Below are 13,758 nucleotides of genomic sequence, written 5' to 3'. Positions count from 1 at the left end.
ATAAGCTCGAACTTGCAAGAAGCCCCGTGAGGAACGCCGCCTTCCGAGCGGGCCATGGAAGAGAGGTGCCCCGTGAGCCTGCCGCCGATCAGCCGCTTTCCCGTTCCCGAGCTCGCCGACCTGCCGGAGGATATCCGCGCGCGCATCCTGGCCGTGCAGGAAAAATCCGGCTTCGTGCCGAACGTCTTCTGGGTTCTCGCGCGCAGGCCGGACGAGTTCAGGGCCTTCTTCGCCTATCACGACGCGCTGATGGACAAGCCCAGCAATCTCAGCAAGGCCGAACGCGAAATGATCGTGGTCGCCACCAGCAACGCCAATCAATGCCAGTACTGCGTCATCGCCCACGGCGCGATCCTGCGCATCCGGGCCAAGAACCCGCTGATCGCCGATCAGGTCGCCATCAACTACCGCAAGGCGGATCTTTCTCCCCGGCAGAAGGCGATGCTCGACTTCGCCATGAAGGTCGCTCTCGAAGCCTATGCCGTCGGCGATGCCGACTTCGCGGCGCTCGGCGCGCATGGCTTTACGGAAGAAGACGTCTGGGACATCGCCGCCATCGCCGCCTTCTTCGCCATGTCGAACAGGCTCGCGAACGTCACCGGCATGCGGCCCAACGACGAGTTCTACACGCTGGGCCGCAGCTGAGTCCTATCTCAGGGCAGGAGCACCTTGCCCGGATTGAGCCTGTTGTCGGGGTCGAGCGCACGCTTGATCGCGCGGGCGAGTTCCATTTCGACCGGAGCGCGGTAGCGGGCGAGCTCGCCGACGCGGTACTGCCCGATGCCGTGCTCCGCCGAGATGCTGCCCCCGAAGGCTGCAACGATATCGTGCACGATGCGGTTCACGACGCCCGCGTCGTGGCCCGCCTCCACGAGCACGTTGTAATGGATGTTGCCGTCGCCGAGATGCCCGAAGGCATTGACGCGCGTTCCCGGAGCCCCGGCGGCGAGAGCCTTCCCCGCCTCGTCCAGGAAGCGCGGAACCTCCGTGAGCGGCACCGAGACGTCGTGCTTCACGCTCTTGCCCTCGCGGGCCTCCGACTCCGTCACATGCTCGCGCAAAGCCCAGAGCTGGGCCGCCTGCGCCCCCGATTCGGCGATGACGCCATCGAGCGCGATCTCCTGCTCGAAGGCCGAACCCAGCATGGCCTCGGCGGCCTCCCGTAGGCCAGGAAGGCTCGACGCCGCCTCGACCAGCACGAACCACTCGCCTTCGGCGATCGGGGCCTTGAGGCCCGCATGCTTGGCAACGAGCTGCAGGGAGGTGGCGGAGATCAGCTCGAAGGCCGAGATCTGATCGCCCAATTCGTCCTGGGCGAGCGCCAGGAGGCGCAGGGCCACCGCCGGATCCGTCACGGAGAGCAGCGCGGTCACGGAATGCTTCGGTCGCGGCACGAGCCTGAGGACCGCCGCCGTCACGATCCCGAGCGTGCCCTCGCTGCCGATGAAGAGCTGCTTCCAGTCATAGCCCGCATTGTCCTTGCGCAGGCGGCGCAGGCCATGGGCGATGCTGCCGTCGGGCAGAACCACTTCGAGCCCGAGCACGAGGTTGCGGGTCATGCCGTAGCGCAGCACGTTCACGCCGCCCGCATTGGCGGCCACCACGCCGCCGATGGTGGCGGAACCCTCGGCCGCCAGGCTGATCGGCAGCAGGCGTCCCGCATCCGCGGCGGCATCCTGCGCCACTTTCAGAATGCACCCGGCCTCCGCCTCGATGGTCATGCCGACGGGATCGACGTCGCGGATGGCCGCCATGCGGTTAAGGGACAGGACCACCTGCGTGCCCGAGGCATCCGGCACGGCCCCGCCGGCCAGCCCCGTATTGCCGCCCTGCGGCACGATGGCGGCCCTCGCCTCGCGGCAGATCTGCACGATCCGGGCCACCTGCTCGGTCGAGGATGGGCGGACGACGCAGGCCGGCTGGCCCGGAAAGAGCTTGCGCCAGTCCACGGCGTAGGGGGCGAGGTCTGGCCCTTCCGCGATGACCGCCGCCGGACCGAGCAGGTCCGTCAAGCGCCGCTGCACATCCGTCCGCATGGTCATCTCAAACCTCTCGTCGCCTGCACGCTCATGGCTCGTGCCCCCCGCTCCTGACGGATCGAGGCACGATCGTCAATGCCGCGTCCATGACGGACAAGGCAGCCCGATGCCGCAGCCGGAAGGGGCGGATGCCGACCGGACGATGAAGGCGTTTCTCGCCCCGTACACGACGCCTGCGGATCTTCCTTCCGGACCCGCCTGACCTATGTTCCTTGAGGTCCAGTCGGGACGCGGTCCGGCTTCTATACCCCTGGTTGCTTTCGGCTGAGGGGCAAGATAGCCTGATTGTTATAACAATAAGAAAGCTCAGGCTCGAAAGGCTTGAAGCCGGGAGAAATGCTCTTGAGTCCGCAGGGATCGGCGACGTTCGGCGTCGCGACGGTTGATGATGTGCGCGGGCATCGCAAGACCCGCGACGCGGCGACGAAAGCCGCATCCTTCGCCTTTGCCCGTCCATCGGCTCTCATCTCCCCTTTCTCTTTCCCATTGCCGCTCGACCTTCAGGAAAGTGCCGATGACTCTCGTTCTTGATGGCGTCTCCAAGACGGTCGGGGCAGCCAAGCACATCGACAATGTCCACATGACCCTGGAGCGCGGCTCCCTCAACGTGCTTCTGGGGGCGACGCTTGCCGGCAAGACGTCTCTCATGCGGCTCATGGCCGGCCTCGATGCCCCAACGGAGGGTCGCATCCTGTTCGACGGCAAGGACGTGACGGGCTGGCCCGTGCAGCGCCGCAGCGTGGCCATGGTCTATCAGCAGTTCATCAACTACCCGTCTCTCAGCGTTTATGAGAACATCGCCTCGCCCCTGCGCGTCTCCGGCCTGCCGCAGAAAGAGACCGACGCCCGCGTGCGCGACGCCGCGCGGCTTCTCAAGCTCGAGCCCTATCTCGACCGCAAGCCGCTGAACCTGTCCGGCGGCCAGCAGCAGCGAACGGCGATTGCGCGCGCGCTCGTAAAGCGCGCCGATCTCGTGCTGCTCGACGAACCCCTCGCCAATCTCGACTACAAGCTGCGGGAGGAGCTGCGCGAAGAGCTGCCGCGGGTCTTCTCGGCTTCCGGCGCCATCTTCGTCTATGCGACCACGGAACCCTCCGAGGCGCTTCTGCTCGGCGGCAACACCGCCACCCTCTCCGAGGGCCGCGTGACGCAGTTCGGGCCGACGCCGCAGGTCTATCGCCGCCCGCAGGATCTGACCACGGCGCGCGTCTTTTCCGACCCGCCGCTCAACACCCTCAAGGTCATCAAGACCGGCGGCAGCGCCATCTTGAGCACCGGGGGCGAAGTCCGGGCCACGGGCCCCCTCGCCGCCGTTCCCGATGGCGACTACACTTTGGGCTTTCGCGCCCATCACCTTACCCTCGACCCGAAGGGCGGCGACGAGATCGCCATTCCCGCCGTCGTCTCCGTCGCGGAGATCACCGGATCGGAAAGCTACATCCATCTCGACGCGAGCGAGCATCGCCTCGTGGCCCTGGTGCCCGGCGTGCGGCGGCTGGAGCCGAAATCCCCCGTGACGGCCTATCTCGATCCGCATCGCCTGTTCCTCTTCGATGCGCAGGGCCGCCTCGCCGCCGCGGCCTCCGCCCAGAAAGCCGCGTGAGGAGACAAGCATGGCCCGCATCACGCTCGACCATCTCGCCCATGCCTACAAACCCGATCCGCGCAGGGCGGAGGATTACGCGCTCAAGGAAATCAACCATGTCTGGAACCAGGGCGGCGCCTATGCGCTGCTCGGACCTTCGGGCTGCGGCAAGACCACGCTCCTTAACATCATCTCGGGACTCGTGCGCCCCACGCGCGGCCGCGTGCGGTTCGACGATCTCGACGTGACCGACCTGCCGACGGAAGCGCGCAACATCGCGCAGGTGTTCCAGTTCCCGGTTGTCTACGACACCATGACCGTGCGCGAGAACCTGGCCTTCCCGCTCAAGAACCGCCATGTCCCCCGCGACAGGACGGCCCGGCGCGTGGAGGAGATCGCGCATCTGCTCGATCTGACCCGCGTGCTCGACCGCAAGGCGAGCAACCTGACGGCGGATATGAAGCAGAAGATCTCCCTCGGGCGCGGGCTCGTGCGGCCCGACGTGGCGGCCATTCTGTTCGACGAGCCCTTGACCGTCATCGACCCGCATCTCAAATGGCAGCTGCGCTCCACCCTGAAGGAGATTCACCGCGCGCTCGACATCACCATGATCTACGTGACGCACGACCAGACCGAGGCGCTCACCTTCGCGGACAAGGTCGTGGTCATGCATGACGGGGCCGTGGTCCAGACCGGCACGCCCGACGAGCTGTTCGAGCGCCCGGCGCACACCTTCGTGGGGCACTTCATCGGCTCGCCCGGCATGAACATCCTGCCCTGCCGGGTCGAAGGCGCCTCCGCCTTCATCGGCAGCGAGAGGGTTGCCCTCAAGCGGCCCTATCGCCCGCTCGTCGCCGAGCGCGTCGAGCTCGGCATCCGCCCGGAATTCGTGCAGCTCCAGCCGAAGGGCGTGGGACTGCCGGTCCATGTGCGCCGCATCGACGATATCGGGCGGGCGCGCATCGCCCGGGTCGAGATGAACGGCCACCCTCTTGCCGCCAGCGTTCCGGACGGCATTTCCATCGAAGGCGACGAGGCTTCGCTCGTCCTCGATCCACGGCATGTGCATATCTATGCCAACGGGCATCTGGTTACGGACGAATCTGCCGGAGGTCACGCAGCATGACGAAGACCGTCAACAACAAAGCATGGTTCTTCGTCCTGCCGGTTTTCGCCATCGTGGCGTTCTCGGCCGTGCTGCCGCTCATGACCGTGGTGAACTACTCGGTCCAGGACACCTTCGGCAACAACCAGTTCTTCTGGAACGGGATCGGATGGTTCCAGGAGCTTCTCGATCCGTCGAGCCAGCTCGGCGAGCGCTTCTTCGATTCGCTCTGGCGAACGCTCCTGTTCTCCGCGATCATCCTGCTCATCGAGGTGCCGCTCGGCATCGCGGTGGCGCTCGCCATGCCGCGCGAGGGCTGGACCGTGGCGCTCTGCCTCGTTCTCATGGCGCTGCCGCTTCTCATTCCGTGGAACGTGGTCGGCACGATCTGGCAGGTCTTCGCCCGCGGCGACATCGGCCTGCTCGGCTGGATCGTGAACCATCTCGGCATCGACTATAACTACACCGGCGACCCGCTGGATGCCTGGATCACCATCGTCGTCATGGACGTCTGGCACTGGACGAGCCTCATCGCCCTTCTGTGCTATGCGGGCCTCAAGTCCATTCCGGATGCCTATTACCAGGCCGCCCGCATCGACGGCGCCTCGCGCTGGGCGGTCTTCCGCATTATCCAGCTGCCCAAGATGCGGCGCGTGCTGCTGATCGCCGTTCTCCTGCGATTCATGGATTCGTTCATGATCTATACCGAGCCCTTCGTGCTCACCGGCGGCGGACCGGGCAACGCCACAACCTTCCTGTCCATCGATCTGGTGAAGCTGGCGCTCGGCCAGTTCGATCTCGGCAAGGCCGCCGCCATGTCGCTGGTCTACAACCTGATCATCCTCGCCATCTGCTGGGTCTTCTATACCGTGATGACCAATGTGGATGCGCAGCGCGAGAGGATCGAAGCATGACCGGAACCGTCGCCGTCGGCTCCTCCGACGTGAAATCCATCGCGCAACCAGTCGCGGCGAACCGCGCCCTGTCCGGCCCGCGCGTGAACGGGCGCGTCGTGGTGATGACGCTCTACCTCCTGTTCCTCATGCTGCCGATCTACTGGCTCGTGAACATGAGCCTGAAGACGAACACGGAGATCACCTCGGGCCTCACGCTCTGGCCGCAGGAGATCACCTTCGACAACTACATCAGGATCTTCACGGACGAGAGCTGGTATTCCGGCTACATCAACTCCCTCACCTACGTGCTCATCAACACGGTCCTGTCCATCGCCTTCGCGCTCCCTGCGGCTTATGCCTTCTCCCGGTACAGGTTCCTGGGCGACAAGCACCTGTTCTTCTGGCTGCTCACCAACCGCATGGCGCCGCCCGCCGTCTTCGCCCTGCCCTTCTTCAACCTCTACTCGGCCATCGGGCTCTTCGACACGCCCTGGGCCGTGGCGCTGGCGCACTGCCTCTTCAACGTGCCGCTGGCCGTCTGGATTCTGGAGGGCTTCATGTCGGGCGTTCCGCGGGAGATCGACGAAACGGCGGCCATCGACGGTTATTCCTTCCCGCGCTTCTTCGTGAAGATCTTCATGCCGCTGATCGCCTCCGGCGTCGGCGTCGCGGCCTTCTTCTGCTTCATGTTCTCCTGGGTCGAGCTGCTGCTGGCGCGCACGCTCACCTCGGTCAACGCCAAACCGATCGCCGCCACCATGACGCGCACCGTCTCGGCGGCGGGCATGGATTGGGGCCTGCTCGCCGCCGCCGGCGTGCTCACCATCGTGCCGGGCGCGCTCGTGATCTGGTTCGTCCGCAACTACATCGCCAAGGGCTTCGCCCTGGGCCGGGTCTGAAGGAGAACGCCATGCCCGATCTCGCCTGGATGGCCTGGACCTGGCAGACCGGCCTTTTCTTCGCGGCCCTCGCCAGCCTGCTGCTGCTCATGACCCTGCTCGCGGTCTACCGTCCCGAGACGGAACGCGTCGGAATCCTGCGCATCCCGACCACGCGCGGCGACCGGCTTTTCATCTCGCTTCTCGGTTCCGCCTTCATCCACCTCGCCTGGCTCGGCCTCGCCGGGCCGGACCTGTGGTGGGCGTCCGCCCTTTCGCTCCTCTATGCGGCTGCGGTGTTCCGCTACGTGTGAGAAGCGCAAATCTCAAAGCCTTGCGGTCAGCCCGGGCCGCAGGGACCAAGACCGGCGCTCCAGCCGGCAGGGCATCACTTGGGAGGAATGAATGAAGCTCACCCCGACACACAGGCGCTTGAAACTCTTCATCTCGACAAGCGTGCTGGCCATGGCGCTCGGCTCAAGCGCCGCCCTGGCCGGCATGGAAGAAGCCCGCCGCTGGATCGACAGCGAATTCCAGCCTTCGACGCTCTCCAAGGACGAGCAGCTGAAGGAGATGGAATGGTTCGTGAACGCCGCGAAGCCCTTCGCCGGCATGGAGATCAACGTGGTCTCCGAAACCATCACGACCCATGAATACGAAGCGCGCACGCTGGCCAAGGCGTTCTCCGAGATCACCGGCATCAAGCTCACCCACGACCTGATCCAGGAAGGCGACGTGGTAGAGAAGATCCAGACGCAGATGCAGTCCGGACGCAACATCTACGATGCCTGGGTCAACGATTCCGACCTGATCGGCACCCACTTCCGCTACAAGCAGGCCGTGGCGCTCGACGACTGGATGGCAGGCGAAGGCAAGGACGTGACCTCGCCGACGCTCGACATCAAGGACTTCATCGGCAAGTCCTTCACGACCGCGCCGGACGGCAAGATGTATCAGCTGCCCGACCAGCAATTCGCGAACGTCTACTGGTTCCGCTACGACTGGTTCCAGCGCCCCGACTTGAAGGAGAAGTTCAAGGCCAAGTACGGCTACGACCTCGGCGTGCCGGTGAACTGGTCGGCCTATGAGGACATCGCCGAATTCTTCACCAACGACGTGAAGGAAATCGACGGCGTCAAGGTCTATGGCCACATGGATTACGGCAAGAAGGATCCGTCGCTCGGGTGGCGCTTCACCGATGCCTGGCTCTCCATGGCGGGCAACGGCGACAAGGGCATCCCGAACGGGCTTCCCGTCGACGAATGGGGCATCCGCATGGAAGGCTGCCGTCCGGTCGGCTCTTCCGTCGAGCGCGGCGGCGACACCAACGGCCCGGCGGCCGTCTATGCCATCACCAAATATCTCGACTGGCTGAAGAAATATGCCCCGCCGCAGGCGGCCGGCATGACCTTCTCCGAGTCGGGTCCCGTGCCGGCTCAGGGCAACGTCGCCCAGCAGATCTTCTGGTACACGGCCTTCACCGCCGACATGGTGAAGCCCGGCCTGCCGGTGGTGAACGCGGACGGCACGCCGAAATGGCGCATGGCGCCCTCGCCGCACGGCTCGTACTGGAAGGAGGGCATGAAGCTCGGCTACCAGGATGCGGGCTCGTGGACGCTGTTGAAGTCCACGCCGGTCGAGCGGCGCAAGGCGGCCTGGCTCTATGCGCAGTTCGTGACCTCCAAGACGGTCTCGCTGAAGAAGAGCCATGTGGGCCTCACCTTCATCCGCGAGAGCGACATCTGGCACCCGTCGATGACGGAGCGCGCGCCCAAGCTCGGCGGCCTCGTCGAGTTCTACCGCTCGCCCGCCCGCGTGCAGTGGACGCCGACCGGCAACAACGTGCCGGATTACCCTAAGCTCGCCCAGCTCTGGTGGCAGAACATCGGCGACGCGGCCTCCGGCTCGAAGACGCCGCAGGAAGCGATGAATGCCCTCGCCGCCGCCCAGGACGACGTGCTCGGCCGCCTGGAGCGCGCCAATGTGCAGGGCGAGTGCGGACCGAAGCTCAACCCGAAGACATCGGCCGAGGAATGGTTCAAGAAGGCCGAAGCTTCGGGCAACATCGCCCCGCAGCGCAAACTCGCGAACGAGAAGCCGAAAGGCGAGACGGTGGATTACGACACGCTCATCAAGAGCTGGCCCGCCAATCCGCCGAAGCGCAGCTGACCTCACGAGCCCCGCCGCTGAGGCGGGGCTCTTCTTCCAAAGAATTCAGGAATAGGTGTCGCGCAGATCCAGGGTGCTCGTCTGCCCGATGAAGGCATAGTTTTCCGCAAGCCACTTGCGCGCCGACGCCCGACCCAGATCCTTGAGCTCCTTGAAGAACTCCCACTTGGCGCTCAGGCGCGAGGCGGCCGTAATCTCGTCGAGCTTCTGCCCGCCATGGATGCGGTGCATGAGAACGCGCTTGTAGTCGCGGGTCGACAGTTTGCCCTCGTCGATCAATCGGGTCACGAAGCCGATCGCCCTCAGCTCCTGGAGCAGATGCGCGTTGAACGTGATCTCCGTGAGACGGTTCTGGATTTCCTGAGCCGTGCGCGGCGTGTAGCGGCGCTCGATGGGGTTGATCTGGACGAGCAGGATGTCATCGGTTTCCGTTTCATAGAAAAGCGGGAACAGGGGCGGGTTGCCGGAATAACCGCCGTCCCAATAAGGCTCGCCGGCGATCTCGACCGCCTTGAAGATCATCGGCAGGCAGGCCGAGGCCAGAACATGGTCGACCGTCAGCTCGGGACCGGTGAAGACCTGGACCTTGCCCGACCAGACATTGGTTGCGGCGATGAAGAGCTTTGCGTCCTTGCAGGCCCTCACCCGCTCGAAATCGATCAGGTCGTTGAGGGCATCCCGCAGGGGGTTGATGTCGAGCGGGTTGAGATCGTAGGGGCTCGCCACCCGCGACCAGGCATCGAGCCAGAAATGGGCCGGCGATCCATCGAGGCTCCAATAGCCCAGGATCTTGTCGAACAGCGTGCGCTGAACCGGCGACAGGACGCCGTCGAGGCTCACGCGCTTCCAGAACTTGCGCAGCTGCTCGCGCGCCCCGTCACGCCCGCCGTCGAGCCAGCCTTCGAAGAGCACCACCGCATTCATGGAACCGGCGCTCGCTCCCGTGATCGCCTCGATGGCGAGCCGCCCGTCCTCGAGCAGGTAATCGAGGACGCCCCAGGTGAAGGCCCCGTGGGCGCCGCCGCCCTGAAGGGCCAGGGACACGGCCTTTTCGGAATTCGGGCATCTCAGCCCGGGCACATGGCTTCGCGTCTTCTCGGCTCGACCGATCATGGAGGGCTTCCCTTTCGGCGCTCAGAGTAGAACGGCGCGCCCGGAAAGGCACGGGCCACGAAACCGCTCGGGGCCCGCGATCCAGGCAACTTCCACATCCCTCGTTCAAGCTGTGGCCGGGGACACGCCGAATCTCCGGATTTTCACGTCCTGCGGCGAACCGGGAGACGGCCTCCCATGACCCGGCCGGTCATCGGCCCGATGCCGTGCGAAGCGCGGCGGAAGGCCCCGCCCGGCCAGGGAGGCTCCTCCCCATGCCGGGGGGTGACGAAAGGCTCGCCCTCGGCTAGAGAATGGCTGACCTTCTCCTTGGAAGGGCCTGTAGCTCAATGGTTAGAGCCGGCCGCTCATAACGGTCTGGTTGCAGGTTCGAGTCCTGCCGGGCCCACCAATCTTTTCAAATACTTAGACCAAATTTCGTTGGTTCGACGCCAAGCACGGCAACGATTACGGCAAAGTTTCCCGTACTGGCCCTCTCACTGCTTGGAGGGCCGAATGGGCTTTTCTCGTCACGTCTGATTCTATCTCAAGTCCTGGCTGATCTTGAGGGAAGGAAAACGATCTGCTTTTCGCATCAACCAACGAGCAATTCGAATTGCTCTGTGAGCGAGAGGCTGCCGTCTGAAAAGATTGCATGCGCCAGCAGAGGTTTTCGCTCGGCATCGTTCACGGACGCGTTCAACCTGTCATCGGCCGCAGCCGTCTGCTATGCACGGTCGCCAGAACGAGACAAGGTCATCAAGCCCATCGAGCAGTAGAGGCTGACGAGAGAGTGGCAGCGCCGGGTTAGCAAGTACATAGACGCCAACCTTAAGGACAGCATTGGTCCGGATGATCTGGCAAACGTTGTTGTCTTGAGCCTGCACCATTTTAAGCGGTCGTTCAAAAAGACCATGGGCATGCACCGGTGCGGTACTTGTGGCGGCGTCCCGTAGAGGCCGCTCAGCACATGCTCAAACTCCAAATTGTTTATCAAGTTCGATTCATGATAGCCCCCCTTGAGCCAAACATTTCAAAGGGGAGAAACCATGAAGTACATCAGCCTTGCCTTGTTCGCTGCAGCCAGCCTGTTCTTCGTCATGGGCCTGATCGACGCCGGCAGCCTAGGCACCAGCGGCACCATGAGCCACAGTTCATGGGTGCAGAACTCGATCGCACTGTATCTGGCTTCGATTGCTTCGTACTTCATTTTCAAAAGCGCATAAGCGCAAGCAGCATGATAGCGGGGGTAATATGAGAAAGATCGCAGCAGCCGTTGTGACGGCAATCCTGTTTCCAGCGACAGCAATAGCCGCCCTGGATTCATACGCAAATTTCACGGCGGACCTGACCGGTGAGCTTGCATTTACGTTCGATGACACCAAGGCCGGTGAGCAGTGTCCTATGCCAAACGGGAAAAACGCCACACTGGCGATCAGGGGCGCAAACAGGGGGAACATTATTTCACGGGGGTGCTGGGAAGAGCTCGATAACGGCAACTACCGAGTTCACCTGTTCCCGCAGTTCCCGATCTCCGGTGACCTGGTGGTCAGTAAGGACCAGATCAAGAAATTCTGATACTCAATCGGCTGACCCGGAAACCTGCGTCAGCCCAACTCTCCCCGGGACATTTCGAACTCCACTATCGCGCTGAGTTTTTTATAAAATTCCGTCGTCATCGCACGTCCCTGCCTCCCCGCTGCGTCCGCCACATGGCTCAAAATCGTCGCGCAAGCCCTTGACCTCTGTCGCGGGCGGCCATCTCTCTGCCTTCGTGGCTGGCTTGGGCTTCGGGCTTGCAGCCTGCAGGGAGACCGAAATGGGATTGCTTGTCGACGGGGTCTGGCAGGATCGGTGGTACGACACGAAGAGCACGGGCGGGCGCTTCGTGCGCACCAATGCGGTTTTCCGGAACTGGGTCACCGCCGACGGCTCGCCCGGACCGTCAGGCGACGGCGGGTTCGAGGCCGAGCCCGGCCGCTATCATCTCTACGTATCGCTCGCCTGCCCCTGGGCGCACCGCACCCTGATCATGCGCAAGCTGAAAGGGCTCGAGGCCATGATCGGCGTCTCCGTCGTGCACTGGCGCATGCTGGAGAACGGGTGGACCTTCGAGGATGGTCCGGGCGTCATCCCGGATCCCATCCACGGCGCACAATACCTGCATCAGGTCTACACCGCCGCCAAGCGCGACTATTCGGGCCGGGTGACGGTGCCCGTGCTGTGGGACAAGGCGAAAGGCACCATCGTCAGCAACGAATCCGCCGAGATCATCCGCATGATGAACACGGCCTTCGACGGGCTGGGCGCCAGGCCCGGCGATTACTACCCGGCGGACCTGCGCGGCGAGATCGACAGCCTCAACGCCCATATCTACGACACCGTGAACAACGGCGTGTACAAGGCCGGCTTCGCAACGGCGCAGCATGCCTATGAGGAGGCGGTGCGCCCGCTCTTCGCGACGCTCGATTCCCTCGACGAGCGCCTGTCCTCACGGCGATATCTTTGCGGCGACAGGCTGACCGAGGCCGATATCAGACTCTTCACCACGCTGGTGCGCTTCGATCCGGTCTATGTGGGCCATTTCAAATGCAACCTGCGCCGCATCGCGGATTATGCGTATCTGTCGGGCTATCTGCGCGACATCTACCAGATGGACGGCATCGCCGAGACCGTGAACATGGTCCACATCAAGGGGCATTACTACGAGAGCCACCGGACCATCAATCCGACGGGCATCGTGCCGCTCGGGCCGGTTCTCGACCTCGATGCGCCGCATGGGCGCGAAGGCCTTCAGGGCCTGTAGACCTCGATCGCTTCCTCGAAGCCTTCGACCGCATGGGCGCCGAGAGGCATCGGATTGCCCCAGAGATGCTCGACGAAGGGCTTGGACATCAGAAGCGGCTCGCCCAATCGCTTGTTGAGTTCCGCGATGCGGCTCGCGAAGTTCACGTCGCGCCCGATCACCGTGAAGTCGAGGCGCTGGCCGGAGCCTACATTGCCATAGGCCGCATCGCCATGATGCAGGGCAAAGCCCACATGGATGGGCACGGGGAAACGCCCTTCGCCGTTCGCCGCCTCGATGCGGCGGAGCGCATGGGTCGCGGCCGTCAGGGCCGATTGCGCCGCGCCACCCGTGTCGTCGCCCTTGTCGCGCACGCGCCGTCGCCCAGATATTTCAGCACCTCTCCGCCCTCGTCCTCGATGGGCGGCACGATGCAGTCGAAATAGGTGTTCAGCAATTCGACCGCGCTCTCCGGGCTCAGGCGCGAGGAGATGTGCGTGTAGTCGCGCATGTCGGCGAAGAGAATAGCCGACCGGATGCGTGTGACCTGCCCGCGCTGGATCGTCCCGGAGAGGATCGCCTTGTGGGGATCGTCGCCCACATAGATGCGCAGCACCTCGTCGAGCCTGTTGCTGGTGGCGCGCAGCTCGGTCACGAGGGCGAAGGACGGCAGGACGATGCGCAGGATCGTCAGCTCCCGGGTGCCGAACCCCTCGGGCGCCCGGGTCGCGAAGGAGATCGCGTTCTCGGCGCCGTTGGTGAAGCGGATCGGAATCGTGACGTAGTGGCGGTAGCCTGCTTCCTTCAGTTCCGGGACGATGGGGAAAAGATCGTCGGGGGTGGTCGTCAGGTCGAGGATCAGCCACTCGCCGGTGCGGTGGACATAGGCGAAGGGGCTCGACTGATAAATGCTTTCGCGCCGGTCGCCGTGCGGCAGGTAGCGCACGACCGTGCCCTCCTCCCGGGTCCAGAACCGTCCGATCCCGGCATATTCCGAATGCAGAGCCTCGATGGCCGAGACGGCGCGGTCGATGGGCAGGCCGAGATCGATCAGCCGGCGGAGGAAGCCGGACAGGACCTCGCTCGAATCCTCCATCCGGGCCGCCGTCGTGACGAGCCAGTCGCGCAGGGCGATGACGCCCGCGAGGGTCTCGGAATCGAGGCTGCGCGCCATGGACATGAGATCGCCTGGCACGGCCGAAGGGATGG

General features: G+C 64.2%; 13 protein-coding genes, 1 tRNA gene and 1 pseudogene. 12 read left to right on the top strand and 3 right to left on the bottom strand.

Annotation, left to right across the window (positions count from 1 at the left end; translation table 11 throughout):
- The first annotated feature begins 72 nt into the window (after positions 1-72).
- A complete protein-coding gene (locus tag L879_RS0104440) occupies positions 73-645 on the top strand; it encodes a peroxidase-related enzyme (protein WP_027315043.1) in 573 nt (190 codons plus the stop codon).
- An 8-nt stretch (positions 646-653) separates the two neighbouring features.
- On the opposite strand, the gene L879_RS0104435 is transcribed toward L879_RS0104440, so the two are convergent.
- Positions 654-2,042, bottom strand: a complete 1,389-nt coding sequence (locus L879_RS0104435) for an FAD-binding oxidoreductase (protein ID WP_027315042.1) — start codon at positions 2,040-2,042, stop codon at positions 654-656.
- A 339-nt stretch (positions 2,043-2,381) separates the two neighbouring features.
- On the opposite strand from L879_RS0104435, the gene L879_RS23545 reads away from it, so the two are divergent.
- The 7 genes from L879_RS23545 (at position 2,382) to L879_RS0104405 (ending at position 8,672) form a co-directional block, all read left to right on the top strand.
- The gene (locus tag L879_RS23545; protein ID WP_154664081.1) at positions 2,382-2,570 is read left to right on the top strand and encodes a hypothetical protein; all 189 of its coding nucleotides are present in this window, start codon (positions 2,382-2,384) and stop codon (positions 2,568-2,570) included.
- The gene (locus L879_RS0104430) at positions 2,554-3,642 is read left to right on the top strand and encodes an ABC transporter ATP-binding protein (protein WP_027315041.1); all 1,089 of its coding nucleotides are present in this window, start codon (positions 2,554-2,556) and stop codon (positions 3,640-3,642) included. The genes L879_RS23545 and L879_RS0104430 overlap by 17 nt, the downstream gene beginning before the upstream one ends.
- 10 nt (positions 3,643-3,652) lie before the next feature.
- Positions 3,653-4,750, top strand: a complete 1,098-nt coding sequence (locus tag L879_RS0104425) for an ABC transporter ATP-binding protein (RefSeq protein WP_027315040.1) — start codon at positions 3,653-3,655, stop codon at positions 4,748-4,750.
- The gene (locus L879_RS0104420; RefSeq protein ID WP_027315039.1) at positions 4,747-5,643 is read left to right on the top strand and encodes a carbohydrate ABC transporter permease; all 897 of its coding nucleotides are present in this window, start codon (positions 4,747-4,749) and stop codon (positions 5,641-5,643) included. Before L879_RS0104425 ends, L879_RS0104420 begins: the two co-directional genes overlap by 4 nt.
- Positions 5,644-5,747: 104 nt before the next feature.
- Positions 5,748-6,524: a carbohydrate ABC transporter permease gene (locus tag L879_RS0104415; protein WP_035458744.1), complete on the top strand. Its 777-nt coding sequence runs from the start codon at positions 5,748-5,750 to the stop codon at positions 6,522-6,524.
- 11 nt (positions 6,525-6,535) lie between these two features.
- The gene (locus tag L879_RS0104410) at positions 6,536-6,817 is read left to right on the top strand and encodes a DUF2160 domain-containing protein (RefSeq protein WP_027315037.1); all 282 of its coding nucleotides are present in this window, start codon (positions 6,536-6,538) and stop codon (positions 6,815-6,817) included.
- Positions 6,818-6,968: 151 nt separating this feature from the next.
- The gene (locus L879_RS0104405; RefSeq protein WP_438268095.1) at positions 6,969-8,672 is read left to right on the top strand and encodes an ABC transporter substrate-binding protein; all 1,704 of its coding nucleotides are present in this window, start codon (positions 6,969-6,971) and stop codon (positions 8,670-8,672) included.
- A gap of 45 nt (positions 8,673-8,717) precedes the next feature.
- Here L879_RS0104405 and L879_RS0104400 read toward each other — a convergent pair whose 3' ends face one another.
- On the bottom strand, positions 8,718-9,785 hold the full coding sequence (locus L879_RS0104400) for a patatin-like phospholipase family protein (protein ID WP_035458652.1): 1,068 nt from the start codon (positions 9,783-9,785) through the stop codon (positions 8,718-8,720).
- A 315-nt stretch (positions 9,786-10,100) separates the two neighbouring features.
- Here L879_RS0104400 and L879_RS0104395 point away from each other — a divergent pair.
- The 4 genes from L879_RS0104395 (at position 10,101) to L879_RS0104380 (ending at position 12,570) form a co-directional block, all read left to right on the top strand.
- Positions 10,101-10,176 (top strand) — tRNA-Ile (locus L879_RS0104395).
- Positions 10,177-10,813: 637 nt separating this feature from the next.
- Positions 10,814-10,990 (top strand): hypothetical protein, encoded by a 177-nt coding sequence (locus L879_RS23540; protein WP_154664080.1) that lies wholly within the window; start codon positions 10,814-10,816, stop codon positions 10,988-10,990.
- Between the two features lie 28 nt (positions 10,991-11,018).
- On the top strand, positions 11,019-11,342 hold the full coding sequence (locus L879_RS0104385; RefSeq protein WP_027315034.1) for a hypothetical protein: 324 nt from the start codon (positions 11,019-11,021) through the stop codon (positions 11,340-11,342).
- 241 nt (positions 11,343-11,583) lie between these two features.
- The gene (locus tag L879_RS0104380; protein ID WP_027315033.1) at positions 11,584-12,570 is read left to right on the top strand and encodes a glutathione S-transferase family protein; all 987 of its coding nucleotides are present in this window, start codon (positions 11,584-11,586) and stop codon (positions 12,568-12,570) included.
- Here L879_RS0104380 and L879_RS20430 read toward each other — a convergent pair.
- Positions 12,558-13,729: pseudogene (locus L879_RS20430) on the bottom strand (adenylate/guanylate cyclase domain-containing protein). The gene L879_RS0104380 and the pseudogene L879_RS20430 sit on opposite strands and share 13 nt — an antisense overlap.
- Positions 13,730-13,758: the final 29 nt, after the last annotated feature.

It is taken from the genome of Microvirga flocculans ATCC BAA-817 (assembly GCF_000518665.1).
Classification (GTDB): Bacteria; Pseudomonadota; Alphaproteobacteria; order Rhizobiales; family Beijerinckiaceae; genus Microvirga; species Microvirga flocculans.
This window is presented reverse-complemented; position numbering and strand designations above follow the sequence as displayed.